23 protein-coding genes and 1 riboswitch are annotated in these 19812 nt (G+C 41.1%); of the genes, 4 read left to right on the top strand and 19 right to left on the bottom strand.

Going from position 1 to position 19812, the window contains the following annotated elements; all coding sequences use genetic code 11:
• Nucleotides 1-4 precede the first annotated feature (4 nt).
• On the top strand, nucleotides 5-877 hold the full coding sequence (locus LEUCM_RS07140; RefSeq protein WP_025015764.1) for a YitT family protein: 873 nt from the start codon (nucleotides 5-7) through the stop codon (nucleotides 875-877).
• A gap of 100 nt (nucleotides 878-977) precedes the next feature.
• Here LEUCM_RS07140 and LEUCM_RS07135 read toward each other — a convergent pair whose 3' ends face one another.
• Complete coding sequence (locus tag LEUCM_RS07135) at nucleotides 978-1586, bottom strand: lytic polysaccharide monooxygenase (protein ID WP_025015763.1); 609 nt, start codon at nucleotides 1584-1586, stop codon at nucleotides 978-980.
• Between the two features lie 163 nt (nucleotides 1587-1749).
• On the bottom strand, nucleotides 1750-2952 hold the full coding sequence (locus LEUCM_RS07130) for an MFS transporter (RefSeq protein WP_056936420.1): 1203 nt from the start codon (nucleotides 2950-2952) through the stop codon (nucleotides 1750-1752).
• A gap of 153 nt (nucleotides 2953-3105) precedes the next feature.
• Here LEUCM_RS07130 and LEUCM_RS10010 point away from each other — a divergent pair, with 153 nt between their 5' ends.
• The gene (locus tag LEUCM_RS10010; RefSeq protein WP_309299999.1) at nucleotides 3106-3303 is read left to right on the top strand and encodes a PadR family transcriptional regulator; all 198 of its coding nucleotides are present in this window, start codon (nucleotides 3106-3108) and stop codon (nucleotides 3301-3303) included.
• Nucleotides 3304-3386: 83 nt separating this feature from the next.
• The gene (locus LEUCM_RS10005; RefSeq protein ID WP_235803809.1) at nucleotides 3387-3638 is read left to right on the top strand and encodes a virulence activator alpha C-terminal domain-containing protein; all 252 of its coding nucleotides are present in this window, start codon (nucleotides 3387-3389) and stop codon (nucleotides 3636-3638) included.
• A gap of 34 nt (nucleotides 3639-3672) precedes the next feature.
• On the opposite strand, the gene LEUCM_RS07120 is transcribed toward LEUCM_RS10005, so the two are convergent.
• The 10 genes from LEUCM_RS07120 to LEUCM_RS07075 all read right to left on the bottom strand — a co-directional run bounded on the left by LEUCM_RS07120 (nucleotide 3673) and on the right by LEUCM_RS07075 (nucleotide 14571).
• Complete coding sequence (locus LEUCM_RS07120) at nucleotides 3673-5046, bottom strand: ABC transporter permease family protein (protein WP_056936412.1); 1374 nt, start codon at nucleotides 5044-5046, stop codon at nucleotides 3673-3675.
• Between the two features lie 3 nt (nucleotides 5047-5049).
• Nucleotides 5050-5778 carry an ABC transporter ATP-binding protein gene (locus LEUCM_RS07115; RefSeq protein ID WP_035148466.1) on the bottom strand — a complete coding sequence of 243 codons (729 nt, stop codon included), beginning with the start codon at nucleotides 5776-5778 and terminating at the stop codon, nucleotides 5050-5052.
• A 129-nt stretch (nucleotides 5779-5907) separates the two neighbouring features.
• Nucleotides 5908-7173, bottom strand: a complete 1266-nt coding sequence (locus LEUCM_RS07110; protein WP_025015759.1) for a tetratricopeptide repeat protein — start codon at nucleotides 7171-7173, stop codon at nucleotides 5908-5910.
• A gap of 93 nt (nucleotides 7174-7266) precedes the next feature.
• Nucleotides 7267-7542, bottom strand: a complete 276-nt coding sequence (gene hbs / locus LEUCM_RS07105) for a non-specific DNA-binding protein Hbs (RefSeq protein ID WP_011374717.1) — start codon at nucleotides 7540-7542, stop codon at nucleotides 7267-7269.
• Nucleotides 7543-7748: 206 nt separating this feature from the next.
• Nucleotides 7749-9059 (bottom strand): ribosome biogenesis GTPase Der, encoded by a 1311-nt coding sequence (gene der, locus LEUCM_RS07100; RefSeq protein WP_016265173.1) that lies wholly within the window; start codon nucleotides 9057-9059, stop codon nucleotides 7749-7751.
• A 233-nt stretch (nucleotides 9060-9292) separates the two neighbouring features.
• Nucleotides 9293-10504 carry a 30S ribosomal protein S1 gene (gene rpsA, locus LEUCM_RS07095; protein ID WP_025015758.1) on the bottom strand — a complete coding sequence of 404 codons (1212 nt, stop codon included), beginning with the start codon at nucleotides 10502-10504 and terminating at the stop codon, nucleotides 9293-9295.
• Nucleotides 10505-10598: 94 nt separating this feature from the next.
• Complete coding sequence (gene cmk, locus LEUCM_RS07090) at nucleotides 10599-11258, bottom strand: (d)CMP kinase (RefSeq protein ID WP_025015757.1); 660 nt, start codon at nucleotides 11256-11258, stop codon at nucleotides 10599-10601.
• Between the two features lie 66 nt (nucleotides 11259-11324).
• Nucleotides 11325-12032, bottom strand: coding sequence for a LysM peptidoglycan-binding domain-containing protein (locus tag LEUCM_RS07085; RefSeq protein WP_025015756.1), 708 nt, complete (start codon nucleotides 12030-12032; stop codon nucleotides 11325-11327).
• 68 nt (nucleotides 12033-12100) lie between these two features.
• Nucleotides 12101-13546, bottom strand: a complete 1446-nt coding sequence (locus LEUCM_RS07080) for a RecQ family ATP-dependent DNA helicase (RefSeq protein WP_056936413.1) — start codon at nucleotides 13544-13546, stop codon at nucleotides 12101-12103.
• The gene (locus LEUCM_RS07075; protein ID WP_025015755.1) at nucleotides 13543-14571 is read right to left on the bottom strand and encodes a YpbB family protein; all 1029 of its coding nucleotides are present in this window, start codon (nucleotides 14569-14571) and stop codon (nucleotides 13543-13545) included. Before LEUCM_RS07075 ends, LEUCM_RS07080 begins: the two co-directional genes overlap by 4 nt.
• A gap of 36 nt (nucleotides 14572-14607) precedes the next feature.
• Here LEUCM_RS07075 and LEUCM_RS07070 point away from each other — a divergent pair, with 36 nt between their 5' ends.
• Complete coding sequence (locus tag LEUCM_RS07070; RefSeq protein ID WP_016265179.1) at nucleotides 14608-14838, top strand: ferredoxin; 231 nt, start codon at nucleotides 14608-14610, stop codon at nucleotides 14836-14838.
• 75 nt (nucleotides 14839-14913) lie between these two features.
• Here LEUCM_RS07070 and LEUCM_RS07065 read toward each other — a convergent pair whose 3' ends face one another.
• The 7 genes from LEUCM_RS07065 to LEUCM_RS07035 all read right to left on the bottom strand — a co-directional run bounded on the left by LEUCM_RS07065 (nucleotide 14914) and on the right by LEUCM_RS07035 (nucleotide 19805).
• Nucleotides 14914-15489, bottom strand: coding sequence for an ECF transporter S component (locus tag LEUCM_RS07065; RefSeq protein ID WP_016265180.1), 576 nt, complete (start codon nucleotides 15487-15489; stop codon nucleotides 14914-14916).
• A 123-nt stretch (nucleotides 15490-15612) separates the two neighbouring features.
• Nucleotides 15613-15748, bottom strand: a riboswitch (FMN riboswitch).
• 56 nt (nucleotides 15749-15804) lie between these two features.
• Nucleotides 15805-16575 (bottom strand): pseudouridine synthase, encoded by a 771-nt coding sequence (locus LEUCM_RS07060; protein ID WP_011374726.1) that lies wholly within the window; start codon nucleotides 16573-16575, stop codon nucleotides 15805-15807.
• 2 nt (nucleotides 16576-16577) lie between these two features.
• On the bottom strand, nucleotides 16578-17201 hold the full coding sequence (scpB, locus tag LEUCM_RS07055; protein ID WP_076645129.1) for an SMC-Scp complex subunit ScpB: 624 nt from the start codon (nucleotides 17199-17201) through the stop codon (nucleotides 16578-16580).
• Complete coding sequence (locus LEUCM_RS07050) at nucleotides 17185-17940, bottom strand: segregation and condensation protein A (RefSeq protein WP_025015753.1); 756 nt, start codon at nucleotides 17938-17940, stop codon at nucleotides 17185-17187. Before LEUCM_RS07050 ends, scpB begins: the two co-directional genes overlap by 17 nt.
• Nucleotides 17941-17948: 8 nt before the next feature.
• Entirely contained in the window at nucleotides 17949-18317 is a 369-nt protein-coding gene (locus LEUCM_RS07045; protein ID WP_025015752.1) for a hypothetical protein, read from the bottom strand.
• Between the two features lie 73 nt (nucleotides 18318-18390).
• Nucleotides 18391-19275 (bottom strand): site-specific tyrosine recombinase XerD, encoded by an 885-nt coding sequence (gene xerD / locus LEUCM_RS07040; protein ID WP_035145836.1) that lies wholly within the window; start codon nucleotides 19273-19275, stop codon nucleotides 18391-18393.
• Between the two features lie 11 nt (nucleotides 19276-19286).
• Nucleotides 19287-19805, bottom strand: coding sequence for a Fur family transcriptional regulator (locus LEUCM_RS07035; protein ID WP_025015751.1), 519 nt, complete (start codon nucleotides 19803-19805; stop codon nucleotides 19287-19289).
• Between the last annotated feature and the right edge of the window lie 7 nt (nucleotides 19806-19812).

Below are 19812 nucleotides of genomic sequence, written 5' to 3'. Positions count from 1 at the left end.
ACAAATGACACAAAAAACAAATTTGACCACCACTCTTCGTGATTTAATCGCGATTGCCATTGGTTGTGCGATTTACGCCTTTGGTTTGATTACGATTAACATTCAAAATCATTTAGCTGAAGGCGGCTTAACCGGGATTACCTTAATTGTGCGCTATTGGCTTCATATTGATCCAGCCTATACAACTTTAATTTTAAATATCCCGTTAGTAATTCTTGGGTACAAATTTTTAGGTAAACGCGCCTTAGCCTATACAATTTACGGTACCGTCATGATGTCCGTCTTCTTATGGATTTGGCAACGAGTTCCTGTCACCATTAACTTAAACCATGATATTTTTATCGCCGCGCTACTTGCTGGTTTGTGTGGTGGCTTTGGTAGTGGTATCATCTACCGCTACGGTGGAACAACCGGTGGTAGTGATGTGATTGCTAGGATTATTGAAAAACGGCGTGGTGTTCAAATGGGACGCTCCCTATTAATTTTTGATATTTTTGTTTTAACAGCTTCTCTCAGTTACCTCGATATCGAACACATGATGTATACCCTAATCGCATCGTACGTTTTCTCCCGCGTCGTTAACTTTACACTCGAAGGGACCTATGCGGCCAAAGGCTTGTTAGTCGTCAGTGATCACTATCAAAAGATTGCCGATCAAATCATGACTCAAACCGGTCGGGGCGTGACTTTCTTACACGCTGAAGGTGGTTATTCACACCAATCGCGTCAAATGATTTATTGTGTCGTCAGCGCTAGCGAAGTGGCCCACCTCAAAAGAATTATTGAACACCAAGACCCTACAGCCTTCATTTCAATTATTGACGTCCATGAAGCGCTAGGAGAAGGCTTTACGTATGAGACACCAACGAAAGATTAAATAAGATAGACGAAAAAAGGCTGAGCAGATAACTGCTCGGCCTTTTCTGATTTCTTTTTTAAACAATTGTCACACTTTGTTCTTAATAACCCCAATTTCCTTACTTCGTAATATTTAAATCCACCGCTTGATAGAATGCGTTTGCTGTATCCGAAATATTCCAAACACCCAGCAGCACATTATAGCCACTTCTGTCGGTTGGAATATTAATCGTCTGTGCAACATCTTTGGCTGGTAACTTTCCTTGATCATCAATCGAAGTAATCTTTTCAAAGTTTAAAATACTTAGCGGTTGATTTGGATTCCAACCTGGGCGGGTTAAGTAGTAATCCCACGTACTTGTTTTATGTTGTGCCGTTAAGTGCCACTTAATCGTTAATGCGCCTGATTTAACTTGATTTTGATGCCATCTCGTACTCGTTTGTTCATCAAGATTCGAAAATGAACTGATATTAGCACTCGCTAATTTTCCATCGATAAATGTATTCTTAGGGGCTTCAATACTTTGTGGCTCGTATTGAACTTGACCAACATTGGTGTTCAATGGTTTTTGACCGGTATCATTTGTGAACGCATTACTACCTAAATACGCTCGACTACCTGGGGATGTGATATACCCGTGTGCGCTAACTTGTCCGGCACCTAATGCTGTCACACCTAATACTGAACAAAAGCCAACGATGGTCCATTTCAATAATTGCTTCTTCATCATATCCACTCCTTATCATTTATATTACATTTTAATGTTATCAAGCTCAAGAAAGCGTTGTCAAAAAATTGCGCTTCATTCTTTCTGCCTTTTTAAAATCTGAACCGTTTGGACATCAAAAAAGACCCTTCAGTTAGATAACACTAACTGAAGGGTCTTCAATTTATAGTAATTCTTTACCGTCGATCATTTCGATTTCTTTTTCTTCTTCCTCCGCCGTTATGAAATACTGTTGATTGCGAAGAACGAATAAAATCCCTATTAATATCATCAAGCCTGCGAAGTAAAATGTCCAGTGAGCTGACCATTTTTCAGCAATTTTACCAGCGACAAAAGGCGCAATGGCCCCACCGGTAAACCGAATGAAACTGTAGGCAGACGATGCGACACTACGTTCAATCGTCTTATTTTCCATCGCAACCGTTGTTAAGAGCGTATTGACTAAGCCTTGGAAGAAGCCAGCGATGATCACGCCAAAGGCCACTAGGACTGGTTGATCAGCATTAATCCCAATCACTACTAAGCAAACGAGGAAAAAGCCCAACCCAATCAACAATGTCATTAACGTATTCGTTTTTTGTTCTAAGCGAGGTGCCACAAAAACGGACGCAATGGCGAGTAAGATTCCCCAGCCAAAGAAAACAAACCCGACTTGCATTTCAGTGAGCCCAACTAATAAAAAGGGTGCGTACGCTAAAATTGTAAAGAAGCCAAAGTTATACAACAATGCAATAATTCCGATTGAGCGGAGGCGATGATTTTTTAAGGCAACCGCGCCGGCAAAAAAGCGCGCTTTTTTAACTGGTTTGGCAATTGGTTCTAATAAAAAGACAATCGTCATCGCAGCGACAAACATTAAGATTGCTACGCCATAAAACGGAAAACGCCAAGAAAAACTCCCCAGCGCCCCACCGACTAACGGACCAACTGCCATTCCGATTCCCATTGAACCTTCGTATAACATAATGGCTTGTTCCGTTTTTTCAGGCATCACACTGACAATTGCCGTTAACGCCGTCGATAAGAACAATGCGTTTCCAAAGCCCCAACCGGCCCGCAACGAAATTAATTGTGAGATTGTCTGTGAACGACCTGCCAAAGCGGCAAATAATACAATAATAATTAAACCGATACTAATTGTTCTTTTGGCACCAATTCTAGTCGAAATAAAACCGGTAAATAACATAATAATCCCTGTCACCAACATATAACTCGTAAATAATAGCGTTGTTTGCGCAGGTGTCGCGTTCAATTTAACCGCGATGGTTTTTAAAATCGGATCAACTAAGCCAATCCCCATAAAAGCGACCATACACGTAAAAGCTAAGGCATACGCTGATCGCAGCCCTTTATTTTGATTCTCCATTAACATATCACTCTCTTTCTCTTTATATAAAGTACACTAGATTTTAAAACGTGTCAATTTTGACACTAATTTTTGACATGAATTAATGACATGTTTGTGAAAGAAAAGTATGTTATACTGGGCAATAATTAATTGATTAAAGGGTGAAACAAGATGAGTACACTCAGCTATATTTTATTATGTATGTTAGTTCGTAAACCTTGCAGTGGTTATGAGCTAAAGCAGTATATTAATTTATTTTGGGAAGCACACCATAGTCAAATTTATACAGCTTTGAATAAACTTCATGAACAAGGCTACGTATCAGTCGAAACCGATGCCATTCACAAGCAAAAAAAATTTATCACTTAACACCTGAAGGGCAACTCGTAGTTGCTGACTGGTTCCAAGAAGAAACAAACGTCCCTACTCAACGTGACGAATTTTTAGCTAAAGTGTATGTCATTGCTTTATTCAACCAAGAACAGGCCACCTCTTTACTTCAAGATCGCCGTCACCATTACCAAAAAACACAAAAACAATACCAACATAAAACGCAAGAATACGACGCCATTACAGATTCAATCGAAAAACAGAAGAATTTGGGCCGCTACCTCATCTTGAAACGCCGCTTAATGGTTTGTGCCACCGAATTAGAATGGTGCGATTGGGCACAGGATATCCTTACTCTCAATCAAAACAAATAAAAGACAGCTGTTGCAAAAAGCAACAGCTGTCTTTTTATTCTTTGGTTAGCCAATTCCCATGATAAACGCGGAATACGTTCACAATCGTTAGTAAACAAAACATGCTACTTGCCATCAAGAACGGTCCAGCCAGCAAAGCTGACATTGAAATGGGCGCTTGGTGCAAAATGGTTCGCCCGACATGAATCGTCAAGCCCCAAACTAAGCCCCCTGCAAGTAGGCTCGCTACAAGACTAACCCCTACTAAGATTACGACGTTCAATTGTTGTGTCAGCAATAACTGTTGTTGCGTTAAACCAAGCAACTGTAATTGGCGCATCTGTTGGTCATTATCCTCCTTTGCGACTAACATCGTCGCCAACACATTTGCTAAAACAATCAACAAAGGGGCGCCTAAATATAAACCGATTGTCAAAATGAAATTCACTAATCGCTCATTGTTGGCACTTGTGGTATTTGTATAGGCTGGTATATTCCACATAATTGCCGACATCCCTGTTATTAAAACCGCAATGATTGTCACTGGCGTATACAACGGTAAATATTTTTTAACAGCATAGTCAATATCGTGAGCTGCCAAGTTTAAAAAGAGCGTTCTAGCACCTAGCCAATAGAGACCTCGGCTAGCTAGTTTTAATACTGTTTGCCCGGTAAGCGTAATTAGAATCAGTAGTAAGAACAACACAAGATTCAGATTACCAACAGAATTACCGAGACCGACAATCACTTTTTCAGACTGCCCAACGTAGGTTAACGTCATAATTTGCATCGCCAGTTTAATGATTAATCCAATGACGACCATTAACAAAACAATCATCTTAATTCTACAAACGATCCGCCGCCGGTGACTGGGATGCTTATTTCCATCCTTTAGTTGATGGCGTGCATGCCAAAAACCACCACTACCAGCAATTAGACTAGCCAGGATAACCGTTAACAAAAGTGCCATGAACGAAAAATGAATCGACATATTCGGCAACATTTTGGGCCCAACAATCTGCTGCAACCAAACATAACAAAAACGCGTTAGCGGCAAAGCAATGACTCCGCCAAGTAGAGCACTTACCCCACTAACAATTCCGATTTGAATCCCCAAAATAGCGGCTAATGCATTGACCGTCGCACCTAGAATCGCAAGCATTCGGTAGTCCGCTTTAAACTGATCCAAAAGCTGGTTCACGATTCCTTTAATCACGATTAACATTGTGATGCCACCAAAAACTATGGGCATGATAAAAATAGGGAGCGGTGTATTCTGACCGTATAGATCAACTTGCTGCGACTCCGCCACATTCACAATTCCCGTTAAACAAAAACCGAGGATTAAACCAACCGTTACAAAAACCGGTATTGTTGCTAGCCATTGACGCCAGGAATGCTTTAACTGTAACCAACTGATCGTCCACATCGCTTACACCACCTTATCCAAGGCTGCATAGATTGCCTCAAGTGACGGTTCAGGCACAATTTGTTGAACCTGACCGTCTTTTAATACAATCGCACGATCTGTCTGACTAGCCAACTCAATATCGTGGGTCACCATAATCACCGTTTTACCTTTGGCAACCATCTCTTTGAAATATGTAAAAATAATCGATTTGGATACCGAATCTAGCGCACCCGTTGGTTCATCAGCAAACAGCACATCACAATCAGTTAGAATCGTGCGGGCAATCGCGACTTTTTGTTGCTCACCACCTGATAAGGTCTCAACTGCACCATCGATTTGACCTGCAAAGTTCAATTTTGTCAGTAATTGTTCAATCTCAGAACGTTTCGGTTGCTGATGACTCAGTCGTTGCTGTATAACGATATTTTCAAACACAGGAAGTGACTGAATTAAATTATATTGTTGAAAGATGAAGCCAATTATCTGTCTACGAAAAGCCGCTAATTGATTAGGTTTCAATTGATACGGATTAACCCCTGCAATTGTCACGGTGCCGCTTGTTGGCCTCGTAATCCCAGAAATACTGTATAATAGCGTACTCTTACCGGATCCAGAGGGTCCCACAATGCTCACCAATTCTCCTTTTTGGACCTTAAACGAAATATTTTTCAATATGGTTGTCGTTTGGTCAGACTGCCCAATTGGTACCACCTGTGTTAACTGATCAACTGAAAGTACTGTATTTGTCATTATAAAATCCTCCCCAAATGAATTCGAATTCCCTACTCCTCTTCAATGTAACACTTTTATAGAGAGATTAAACGCGACTAAAGACGTAAAAAACGCCCGACTAAAGTAATAGTCGGACGCTTTCAAGCATTATTGCATTGTTTGATAATCATCATAGAGGGTCTGCATATCAAGGTCATTTGGCACTAATTGCAAGTATTGTTTCAAAGCCGCTAGTAATTCTGGGACTTGCGCCATTTCTTGGAAGAATAGGATTAAGTCGTGTAAGAATTCTGGATTATCCTTTAATTCCGGATAAGCGAGCAAATAATTATCACGTGCATCGTCGAATGCTTCAATCGCAAATTGTGATTGTGCCAATGACCAATAAAGTTCAGCCGTTGGTTTATGATTGGCAATTGCTTCTTGCACAAAGGCCACGTTTTCTGCATGACGATTTTGCCGGCGATAAACTTGACTCAAGGCACTGATTTCACCCATATTATCTGGATTAATTTCTAAAGCCTTGTTTAACATTTGTTCCGCAACTTGGTCGTCACCTAATTGGAGGGCTAAATCGCTCCCCTTTTGATAGAGGACCTCACTATACATATCGTAGCCAATTCCGGTTTGAACGGTCGTGAGCGCTTCTTGAAGCTCATTTTGAGCCTCTTGGGCTGTCGCTAGGTAAACGTAAAGCGATGTATATTGCGGATCAGCTAATTGAAGCTTCGTGAGAATTTCAATTGCCTTTTGATAATCCTTGATTTGTAAGTACAAGAAGCCCATTTGGAACTGATCGTCTTCCGTTAAGAATTCGACGGTCATTGTTTCGTAGATTTGGAGTGCTTCTTCAAAAGCACCGCTGCTGGCATAACTTGTTGCCAAACGTTTTTGAATATTAACTTGACCCAATTCCATCACATCTTGGTCAATTAAGGCTTCGTAGTAGTTAGCCGCCTTACCGTATTCCCCCATTTCAAAGTACAATTCGGCAAGCGCAAACTGCATCACTGGTTCGTCGGGATAAAGGCGCAGCGCCGTCAATAACTTCTGTTCACTGACTTCTGGCAAGCCCATCGTTTGGTACACGTCAGCTGCCGTTAACAGGCTTTCTGCGTATGCATTAGATTCCGGCGTAATATCCGTCAGTAAGTTAAGAGCGTCGTCGTATTGGCCATTGCTGACCGCAATATCGGCCAACGTCGTCCGAATTTGATCTTCATCTGGGAATTGCGCTAATAATTGTTGATAGATTGTCGATGCTTGTTCCAAGAAACCCATTGCGTAGAGTTCTTCGGCCAAACTGTACAACGTTTCTGGATCGTCTTCTTTTAAAGCCTTTTGGAAAAGCTCATCTGCTTGTTTTAAATCGTTATCTTCTAATGCTGATAGCATTTTTTCTGAATTCGTCATTTAACCACCCTTTTTCGATTTATCTATTCTACCATAAAATGACTTTTAGCCAATCAAAAAGGACTGGGAAAATCCCAGCCCTCTCATGAATTCTTATTTAACAGAATCCTTTAAAGCTTTACCTGGCTTGAATGCAGGTACTTTGCTTGCAGGAATCTTGATTTCTGCACCAGTTTGTGGGTTACGGCCCTTACGAGCTGCACGTTCACGTACTTCGAATGTACCAAAGCCGATTAGTTGAACTTTGTCACCTTGTTTCAAAGTGTCTTGGATTGAACCAAATACTGCGTCTACTGCAGCAGTTGCATCTTTCTTAGTTAAACCAGTCTTTGATGCAACGTTTTCGATCAATTGTGCTTTGTTTGCCATGTTTTTCACCTCCTGCTCATCACAGATAATCAGTAATAAATACCGAAATCATTTTTGAGTGGTCAAAAATGACGAAACAATGAGTTGATCACCATTTCATTTTTAAATTTATCACACAAACCTAGTGATAGCAAGGATTTTCGCTAAAAAAAGGGCTTTCTTTCCAATTTAGTTAATCATATTAGCTTATCAACTTCGAAATTTGTTTATTTCCGTTGACGAGGGATCAAATGAATTGGTGTACCGGTAAAGTCAAACGTTTTGCGTAGTTGATTCTTCAAGAAACGTTGGTATGAGAAATGTAATAGATTAATGTCGTTAACGAAGACAACAAATGTCGGTGGTTGAACCGCCACTTGTGTCATGTAATAAATTCTCAAACGTTTCCCGTTAATCGCTGGCGTTGGTGTGACCGTTGTGGCTTCCATCAAGACGTCATTTAATAAGGCTGATTGAATTCGTCTGTTTTGGTTTTCACTGACTAATTCGATCATTGCTGGTAAGTTTTGAAGACGAACACCCGTCTTAGCTGAAACAAAGATGATTGGTGCGTAGTCTAAGTATTGGAATTGATTCCGAATATGGTCTTCGAATTCCTTCATCGTATGGTTATCTTTTTCAAGCGTATCCCACTTATTAACGACGATGATAATCCCACGACCGGCTTCATGTGCGTAGCCAGCAACTTTCTTATCTTGTTCCCGAATACCTTCTTCAGCATTCAAGACGACTAATACGACGTCTGAACGGTCAATCGCACGTAAAGCACGCATAACAGCGTACTTTTCAGTATTTTCGTAGACCTTACCACGTTTACGAATCCCGGCAGTATCAATCATTGTAAATTCTTGATTATTTTCCGCCATGAACTTCGTATCGATAGCATCACGAGTTGTCCCTTCAATTTGAGAAACAATCACACGATCTTCTTTTAACATCGCATTCACTAATGATGATTTACCAACGTTGGGACGACCGATTAAACTAAATTTAATACTATCATCGTCTTCTTCTTCAAGATCCGTTGGAAATTTAGCAACAGCCGCATCTAATAAATCACCGACCCCTTGGCCATGTGCACCAGAAACGGGAATTGGATCACCAAAGCCTAAGCTGTAGAAATCAAAGATATCTTGACGTTGTTCTGGATTATCGGCTTTATTAACCCCTAATAGGATTGGTTTGTCAGCGCGATAAAGAATTTGTGCAACACGTTCATCAGCATCTGTCACGCCTTCTCTGGCACTCACTAAGAAGATAATCACGTCTGCTTCATCAATTGCGATTTCTGCTTGTTGTTTAATTTGTTCCATAAATGGTGCATCACTAATTTCAATCCCACCGGTATCGATTAGACTGAATTCATGACCTAACCATTCACTTGCTGTATAAATCCGGTCACGTGTAACACCTGGCGTATCTTCAACGATTGAGATCCGTTCGCCCGCGATCCGGTTAAAAATTGTTGATTTACCGACGTTAGGACGGCCAACAATTGCGATAACTGGTTTTGACATTGTATTCATTCCCTTCATTGTTCAGTTTACCTTGTCCATCAATTGACGACAAGCACGTTATTGCGAAAAAAGACCGTAAAATAACACAAGGACAAAAAGTGCTTTAAGCAAAGCGACCCCTTGTCCCGCGATTAGTCTATTTAGCGACTATCAGGAAAGGGTCTGGGACAAAAACCTAGTTTCGTCCCAGACCCTACCTTAAGCCTATTAAGCATTCAATACGATTTTACAAACTATTTTTCGTCTAATGCTTTACCAAGCATATCACCGATACTAAAGCCAGTTTCTTCTTCTGGCATTTCGTAATCTGATGGTGCAACGTCTTCCTGTTCAGAATCCTTAGCACCTGCTGGTTTTTCTTGTAAAGCTTTGATTGATAAACCTAAACGTTGTTGTTCAGGATCAACTGACAAGACTTTCACTTGAACAGTTTGTCCTTCTTCTAAAACATCGTTTGGTGTTGCAATATGTTGATGTGAGATTTGTGAAATGTGCACAAGACCTTCAACACCAGGGAAGACTTCAACAAACGCACCAAAAGTAGTTAAACGTTTAACAGTCCCTTCTAATGTGCTGCCGACAGGTGCTTTTTCAGCGATGTCATCCCAAGGACCAGGTTGTGTATCTTTAATTGATAATGAAATCCGGCCTTTTTCTTGGTCTAAGCTAAGAATCTTAACTTTCACGTTTTGACCAACTTCTAATACATCAGAAGGTTGGTTAATGTGATCGTATGAGATTTCTGAAACGTGAACTAAACCATCAACGCCGCCTAAGTCAACAAAGGCACCGAAGTTAGTTAAACGTGCAACTTCGCCTTCAACAATATCACCAGGCAATAGTTTTTCAAAAACGGCTTTAAGTTGTGCTTGACGTTCTTGTTCTACTAATGCTTTACGTGATAAGATTAAGCGGTTTTCGCTTGGTTCAATTTCAATGATTTGTAATTCTAATTCTTGACCCTTAAAGCTATTAAGATCACGAACGAAACGATCTGAAAGCATAGAAGCAGGTACAAAGCCACGTACGCCAGCATCAACAACTAAGCCGCCTTTGACAACGTTTAAAACTGTTGCTTTAATTGTTTCTTTATTTTCAAATTTTTGTTCGATTTCTGCCCAAACTTTACGGGCTTCTAAACGGCGCTTAGATAATAAGTAGCTACCATTTTCCTTGTCGTTACCGATTGTCGCAATAACAACTAAATCAAATTGATCACCAACTTTGACAGCGTCCGTTAATGTTTCAATTGGTTGACTTGATAATTCCTTTTGAGGAACAACGCCTTCAACGCCAGTTCCTTCAATACCAACAATGACTTGTCGGTCTTCAATTACTAAAACTTCACCCTTAACAACGTCCCCAATTTTGACTTCATGGACACTATCTAAAGCAGCTGCCATTGTTTCACTGCTTTGGGTGTCATTCAAATTAGCATCATTCATAGCTAAAATCCTCCTTAACGACTATCTATACATCTTTTATTTTAGTTGATATGGCAATGGATTACCAGTTTTTTTATCTGATTAACCCATAAAATTACATATTTTGTTTCGCAATCGTTAAAATTTCAGCAACAACGTCATCAATTGAGAGCTTTGTCGTGTCAATTTCGATTGCATCGTCAGCTTTTCTAAGTGGTGAAACTGCCCGTGTACTGTCTTTTTGATCACGTAATTCGATTTCTGCTTGTAACGTTGCTAATGGGGTCATAATCCCTTTAGCCGTATTTTCAGCATAACGCCGTTTAGCACGTTCTTTCGCACTAGCCACCATGAAAATCTTAACTTTTGCATCTGGTAAAACAGTCGTGCCAATATCGCGACCATCCATGACAACTTGCCCTTGTTCAGCAATTTGGCGTTGACGATCAACCATTTCTGTTCGAACTGCTGGTAATGCTGAAACTTGTGAGACATTATTCGTAATTTCTGGTGTCCGAATCGCTAAAGTAATGTCTAAACCATTTAAGAAGACTTTTTGACCAGCTTCATCTGGTTGGAACTGAATATCAGCTTTAGTTAATTCAGCCATCAAACCGGCTTCATCACCATAATCAAGGCCTAGTTGTTGTGCCAAGACGGTTGCTGAGCGATACATTGCTCCCGTATCAACATAAACGAACCCTAACTTAGTGGCAACAATCTTAGCCACGGTACTCTTACCAGACGATGCTGGTCCATCAATTGCAATTTGCATGTAAATCCTCCTAAAAAAATCATTAAAAAAGGCTGGGAGAATCCCCAGGCCTTCTGTCTAGCATTATTATTTAACCTTGAGTGCGGTTCCTGGTGCAACACTTGAATTAGCTGTTAATCCTGGATTCAATGCTAATAATTCACTCAATGACATGCCGTTGTTGGCAGCAGCACGGTAAAGGCCTTCACCTTGTTTAAGGGTATAAGTACCACCCGCTGTTTCAGATGAAGATGAGCTGCTTGACGCTTCAGCTTGACTTTGACTTGAACTAGCAGCAGATTCTGAAGCAGCTTGTTGACTAGCACTATCAGCGGCAGCTTGTTGTTGACTAGCTGCTTGTTCACTAGCTGCTTGTGCTTTAGCACTTTCGCTAGCAGACTTAGCACTAGCTGCCTCACTATCAGCCTTCGCCTTACTTTCACTGGCTGCTTTACTTTCAGCTGCTTCTTGGCTTTCACTGGCTTCTTTAGCCTTTTTAGCAGTTGATTTACTCTTACTCTTCTCGCTATCAGCGGTTTTGACGACAATCTTAGAATCTTCTAAACCGGGGCGGTTCGCACGACTAGAATGAACGGTGTAAGCGATAATTGGAAATGCGATCATTAAAACTAATAATACAGCTAGAATAATAGCAAAATATGTATTTCCTTTTTCCTTACTCTTGGCAGCGACGCGGGATAAATTTCCTTTGTCATCCCGATCATCGTCGAACTGGCTTTCCCAGGGTTTTTCTTCCGTCGGATTATCTTGTTTTTTCTTATCATCTTTGAGCATTGACGGCCCTCCCTATTGGTATTCTTTGATATTGTACCACAGACTTTTCTAAAAAACTTTAAATTTATCTAAAATAATTGGTCCAAGATTCCCGTCCAACCAGTCAGAACAACGGTTTCAGCGGTTTTATAATTAATAGCCTGTTCTAAGTCTAATTGTGCTAAAAAGTCGGTCGAATCCTGTTCCCCGCAACACGTTTCGCTGTGTTCAATCGTCTTTGGTGCCTGGTCAAAATAGTTCACAATAAATTGCCGTCGACAGCCCTTGAGGGTCAAATAATCCAGCATCGTTTGTAGTGAAAACTGCTTTTCGGTTTGACGATTATCCAATAACTTAATGACCTCTTCTTCGGTCATCCCCAGTTGCTGGTAGCGACGTAGTAGTTCAAATTCATTGCCTTGACTTTGTTTAAATAATTGCGGTTCCTGATAATAGCGCCGAATGAGGCCTGGTTCCGGAATTCCAAATGAAACGAGTGATTGTTGTAAATATAAATCTTGCGGAGTTGTTAGGACTAAAGCATAGGCTGGTTGCCCATCTCGACCTGCCCGTCCGATTTCTTGCAAGTAACTTTCGATGTTTTGTGGCAGGTGATAATGAATCACATAGCGAATATCCGCCTTATTAATCCCCATCCCAAAAGCATTGGTTGTACAAATCAAATCAAGTTGTCCTTGCATAAATTGTTGTTGAATCAAATACCGCTCCTGGGTTGATAACGCCGCGTGGTAATACGCAATCTTCAGATCAGTTTCTTGCTGCAAAAAGGCCGCAATCTCCATCGTCTTTTGCCGACTTGAAAAATAAATAATCCCGGGACCTTGGCTTTTTTGCACTAAGCTGGCTAAAAATTGATTCTTTGCTTGTTCATCAGGTTGTTGGCTCACGCCCAAATAGATATTGGGGCGATCAACAGAGGTCATGATTTGGGCCGCGTTTTTTAACGCCAACTTATTCAAAATATCTTGGCGTACACGATCATTGGCAGTTGCCGTCAAAGCCAATGTTGCGGTTGGCCGCAATTGGGCCTTGATGGTTGCTAAAACTAAATAGTCCGGTCTAAAATCAATCCCCCATTGTGAAATACAATGGGCCTCATCAACCACAAATAAATCAATTTGGCAACGTTGGAGCGCTTGAATCACTTCCGGTTGACTGATAGTCTCCGGTGCCATAAAAATAAAGCGGTAGTCCGCTAAATGCGTCAACAACTGGTATTTTTGCTGAGGCACTAAATTAGAATTAATGGCGACAGCTCGCTTTTCCCCTTGGTAATTCAATTGGGCGACCTGATCTTGCATTAATGCGATTAGTGGCGAGACAATCACAGTCGTATGCCCCAAGATATAGGCCGGTAATTGATAACACAGCGACTTCCCAGTCCCAGTTGGTAAAACGGCTAATGTCTCCTGCCCAGCAAGTACCGACTGAATAACCGCTAACTGGCCCGGTTTAAAGGTTGAATAGCCAAAGTGCTGCGCTAACTGGTCATAAATGAGTTGTTCAGAAGTCATGCAGCCACCACCTTCGTTTTAATTTGATATAACCGATAACTGAAAAAATCCAGTGTTGGTAATTGTTCATGCGCAGCATTAAATGTTAAATCCGGCATCTCAGTCATCAAAGCAGCCAAAGCGGTCTCTAAATCTGGACTAATAAACCGCTCAAACGGAAACTGCGGCTGCAAGATTGCTGTTTCTAAAATGTGTTCCCTAATCGTACCTAACTTAACCCGCCGTTTTTGGCTAATCGTTTCAATGGATTGTCCTTGTTGCAATAACGTCCACGTTTGCGCCGTACTTAAACTCAAGATGGCATCCAATGGTGACAATAAACCCGCTAATAACGGATAGTCGGTTGTATGCTGGCTGAGGATGGCAAAAAAATGGGCTTGCGCATCTAACAACCGAATGGTCACGATCAGTGGTGCGATCGTTAATTTTTGTGCGAGTTGCTGTTGACTCTGTCCGATTATTTGGTGACCAACCAAGCGATTCGCCAATAAATCAGCCTGAACAGGTGTTAACTGCGTTAAGATCTGTTGTAATTCTTGTTTAAACTGAGTGACCATCTCTGAATCTTGTTTATGCTGTTTAAACCAACTGACAACTTGCACACGATCACGCATGCTAGTTTCAATTGGAAAATAATGTGTGTTATGGTGACTATATTCCGACATAATTTGAATCGCCAAAAATAAGCGGCATTGAAACTGCTGTAAATGGCCCATTTCTGGGCCGTAATAATGCGTTGGCCACTCCAAAGTCGTCATTAATGTAGCCTTTTGATCGGCACCAGCCGGCGTCAACCAAGCTTGCCGATCTTCAACCATTAACCAACCTTTTTCTTGTAGTTGTGTTAATTCAGCTTGAAATTGGGCTAATTCTAGATTAGGATAAATCTGAAGCCACTTTAATAAACCATACGCTAAACCAGCGTACAAGTTGGATGTGGTGCGCTTACCGACCAATGTATAATAAATGGCTTGGTAGCGACGGGGTTCCGTCGCAAATAAACAGAGTAAGTAGTCTGTTAACATCTTAATAATTCCTCTAATCTAGAAAGTGTGAAAATAATGCTCTATAGTAAAGTTATCCCTGAGCGGTGTATTGCGTGCGGGTTATGCCAGTTAAAAGCACCTGAACTCTTCGACTATGATCACGAAGGTGTTGCTTTTTTTAAACCGGACAATAATGCCGGCCAAACCCCCATCGAAAATCCGCATGAGCTAATCGCTTTTAAAGCCGCTTATACCGCTTGTCCGACCCGCGCAATCGTCCGTCAGGAGGAACCATTTTCATCGTAGCATATTCAGCTAAATAATACACGTTTTGTCGCTAAACTAATAAAAGCCTATCGCTATTTGCGATAGGCTTTTATACTAAACTGCTGTTTTCATATGTTGTTTTAACCATGGCAAAATTCTAAGATATAAGACTGCAAAGACGACTGTGACCAACGCACCCTTAATCAAATTAAAGGGCACTAGTCCGATAAAGACGTATTTAGTCATCGACATCCCTAAATTAAAGTTCAATAGCTTAATATACATCGGTAAGATGAATAACCAGTTGGCTAAGCACATCACGATTGTCATGCTGATTGAACTGACTGTTCCGGCAATCACTTGCCCCCACAGCACACTCTTTTGACGGTTAAAGAGATAATAAAATGGTAATAGATAAAAAATCGATGCCATCACACCGGCAAAATCGCCCACCAAACTAGGTAAGCTGGCACCGGTCATGATGAAGTGGAGTAACGACCGAATTACCGCGACTCCGATTCCGCCGATTGGTCCGTAGATAAATGTTCCCAATAAGACAATCACATCACTGAAATCAATTTTCAGAAATGGAAACGCCAAAATAATTGGAAACTCGAAAAACATAACAATAAATGAAATCGCCCCTAACATCGCGACCCCCACCATTGTCCGTACTTTTGAAACACGCATTGCAAACACCCTCCGTATGAGGTTGCCTTCGTCAGCGGACCCGCTGAGTCGATTGTACCTAAAAAGGCCTGCTAATCAGGGTGATTAACAGACCTTAGTTGAATACGTTCATACTCAAATAAGCCCTATCTTCTTCCATCTAGACTTTCACTATCGGTACTGGGATCACACCAGTTCAGCCACCACAAGAATCAACATTGCAGCAGGTCGCGGACTTTTACCGCCGGTCGGGAATTTCACCCTGCCCCTGAAGACGAACTATAAATATTTTATTACGCAATAAGCATAGCAAACCAATGTGCGAAAAGCAACTAATTAGTCATGTCGTGACAATTTTGGTCTGTTTTTATGCTTTGGTTTTTCATTTAATTCAGCGATCTTTTTGAATTCTGCGACTTCGATTGGTTTCAAAGCACGGTATTCGCCAGAAACTAAACCATCTAACGTTAAGAAGCCGTATGTTTCCCGTTTTAACTTAGAAACGGGTAAGCCAACAGCAGCTAACATGTTCTTAACTTGATGGTTCATCCCTTCATGAATCGTAATACTTAAAATAGCCGTATTTTTACGACGATCCGTTGAAATGATTTTCACTTTAGCAGGGGCCGTCTTACGTTTTTCAAGCATGATTCCCTTCCGTAATTGACGGAGCATTTCTGCAGTTGGTAAACCTGATACTTTCGCAACATAGGTTTTATCAACCTTGTATTTTGGATGCATCATCATGTTGGCAAAGTCGCCGTCATTGGTTAATAGTAATAAACCTGATGTATCGTAATCAAGACGTCCAATTGGGTAAACACGTTCTTGAATATCTTCAAGGTATTCTGTTACCACGCGGCGCTTTTTATCATCCGTGACAGCTGAAATCACTTGGCGCGGTTTATAAAGGGCATAATAAACCTTTTTTTCACGCGTTAATGGCACACCATCCACTTCGATATGAGCAGAAGTACTATCAACCTTAATCCCCATTTCCTTAACCACTTTACCGTTTAAAGTAACGTGACCAGTCGCAATTAGCGTTTCAGCCTTCCGTCGTGAGGCAACGCCCGCATTTGCGATGACTTTTTGTAGTCGTTCCATAGTTATTGTTCTCCTTTAGGGGCCGTCTCTGGTCCCGTTTCATTTAATGTCTGTTCAAACTGACGATAATATAAATCAGCGGAATCATTATCCGATTCTGTCGTATCGTCCGTTAATGTCATTTGTTCTAGTTCTGGTAATTCTTTTAACGAGCCTAAGCCAAAGTAATCTAAGAAATAATCGCTCGTCCCATATAAAATCGGCCGACCAGGTGCATCTTTACGCCCTTTTTCAACGATTAATTGTCTGGCAAGTAGCGTTTGAATTGCCCCACTACTTTGCACACCGCGCACTTCGTCAATTTCAATTCGCGTTAGTGGTTGCCGATAAACGATGATCGCCAATACTTCAAGTGCCGCTTGGCTAATACTCGTCGAAACAGGACCATCAAAATAGGCCTTCAATAAGCCCGCATAAGCCTTCTTAGTCACTAACTTATAACAATCAGCCGCTTGAATCAAACTAAGGCCAGATTGCTCATCCGCCTGATAACGTTCAGCTAATTTCGTTAGTAACTGTCGTACTGCAGCCTCATCTAACATAATAAGTCGTGCGATGTGTTGCAGTGTAATGCCTTCATCGCCGGCGACATAGAGTAAACTTTCAATTTCAGCGAGATGGTTCATCTGCAATACCTTCTTTCAATGTCACTAATATCTGTTCATCATAATCTGCTTGATCACAATTAATTAGCCGTTCTTTCATCAATTCTAAGACGGCTAAAAACGTTGTGACGATTTCTTCGCGATCAAAACGGTTGATAACTAACTGTTCAAAAGTTGTTGTTGCTCGCGTCTTTAAGCGATCGATAATCCAATCCATCTTTTCAGCAATCGTAATTTCATCATTTTGAACTGTCTTAAAATCAGGTTGCTGAACAGTCGCCTCAACCAACATTTTAGACACAGCAGCCGCTAGATCACGGGGCTTAATTACGCCACGCGCCAGTGGGACCACTTTTTCGGCAGGATTAGCACTTGCCGGTTTCGCAAATAACAATTGTCTTTCAGATTCTCGTTCTTGTAAGACCGTCGCGATTTTTTGAAAAGCTTGGTATGCCAACAATTGGTCTACCAATTCCTGACGAGGATCGACATAATCTTCCTCTAAGGCTTCAGCCATTGCCGGTGGCGCTGGTAAGAGTAGCTTACTCTTGATTTTCATCAAGGTCGCTGCCATTACTAAATAATCACCCGCAACATCTAACTTCAGTTCTTGCATCTGGTGCAAGTAGTCTAGATATTGCGTGGTGATTTCAGCAATTGGAATATCATAAATATCAATTTTAGTCTGATTAATCAAATGTAATAATAAGTCTAATGGTCCTTCAAAATCCGTCAAAATTAACGTTAATTGTTCAGTCATGCGTTACATTAATCCATTTCTTTAGTCTGCTGTTGCTCCCATTTAGCAATTAAAGGCGCCGTATCCAATGATCCCATGACACGGTTATCAGGATAAAGTGCTGCCAGTTCATTCAAGATCCGGAATAGATTAGTATCAGTTCTTTCAGCGGGACTTAGCGACATATGACGCACCAAAATAAAATCAGTGCCAATCTCAACTCCTACGATGCCGGAGAAGTCGCCTTCATCATTTTGCCAAAGGTATAAGACATGTTGGTCATCTTGATTGTAAAAAGCAAGTTCTGACTGTACATGACTTACTTCTTTTAAATCTGGAATAAACGATAAAAAGCCCATCGCAATTTTTTCATAATCATTCTTGTACTTAAATAACATGTTGACCTCCAATGATCAAACAAAGTTCTGTTAGCAATACTCTACCATAAATTAGAAAACACGACAAATCAGCTTAGTCACGCGGATGGCTTCTTTGATAAACTTCCGTGAGATGTTTCTTACTGATATGCGTATAAATCTGGGTAGTTGAAATATCGGAATGGCCCAATAATTCCTGGACAATCCGTAAATCAGCACCATTTTCAAGCAGAACGGTCGCAAAAGAATGCCGCAGTGTATGCGGTGTCACATCTTTATCAATTCCTGCGGCTTGGACAATGACTTTTAAATTTTTCCAAATGCCTTGTCTTGTTAACCCGTTCCCGTGAAAATTAACGAACAAATAAGGTGAATCCTTGCCCTTGGTTAGCCGGTTACGGCTGCGTTCTAGATATTGATTAATCCAGTCCACCGCAACATCGCCAATTGGAATAATTCGTTCCTTATCCCCTTTACCTAGGGTCTGAATCAACCCCAGAGATAAATGTAAATCCGTCAATTTCAGATGAACCAGTTCACTAACCCGCAAACCAGTCGCATACAAGACTTCAAGAATTGCCCGGTCGCGCAGACCTAATGGTGTACTCGTGTCCGGGGTCTTTAACAAGCGTTCGATCTCTTCTGATGACAAAACAGCCGGTAAGTGGCGACCTTGCTTCGGTGAATCAATCTGTAGCATCGGATCTTTTTGAATACGTCCCTCACGCGCTAAATATTGATAGAATTTACGCAATGTCGAAATACTACGCGTGATACTGCTTTGCGCCTTTTTAGCCGTCGTTTGGGCCTGTAAGAAACCCAAAATAATAAATCGGTCTTCTGTAAAAGACGTCAATTTTTGTGACACTAAAAACTGCTGATACTGTTTCAAATCTTGCCGGTAACTCTGACGCGTATTTTCAGAAAGGCCGCGTTCAATCTTCAGATAATGTAAATAATCTTGAATTAAATCATCCAAACAAACCCCTCCTACAATTGGCTAATATCCACTTGCTTACTTGGATCTAGCTGATTGGCCGGTAAACCATTAGCCGAATTAACAGCTTGACAGTTTGCACAAATCCCTTGAAGGGTTAAGCGGTGATCTAAGACCGCAAATGAAAACCGCTCAGCAACCGTCTGTTCGACACTTACCAATAAGTCCTCGTGAATTTCTTCGATGGCCCCACATTGTAAGCATAACAAATGATGGTGGAAATGCTGACTCGCATTTTCTTCGCATAAATCATAATGCGTCACACCATCTTCCACAAAGCTAATCTTATTCAGAACGTGTAACTCAGTTAACATCTCTAACGTCCGGTAAACCGTCGCTAAGCCAATCTCTGGCACTTCGGCTTTAGTCTTGATAAAGATTTGCTCGGCACTTAAATGCGCCTGTGAGCATTCTAAAATGACCGCAACGGTTGCTTCTCGTTGGGCAGTCAATTTATAGCCCGCTTCTTGCAATTGTTTTCTGATTTGTTCTAACTGCTCAGCCTTACTCATCAATAGA

Origin of the sequence: Latilactobacillus sakei subsp. sakei DSM 20017 = JCM 1157, assembly GCF_002370355.1 — a bacterium.
Classification (GTDB): Bacteria; Bacillota; Bacilli; order Lactobacillales; family Lactobacillaceae; genus Latilactobacillus; species Latilactobacillus sakei.
Note: the sequence above shows the minus strand (reverse complement) of the source record. Positions and strands in the feature narration are given on the sequence as shown.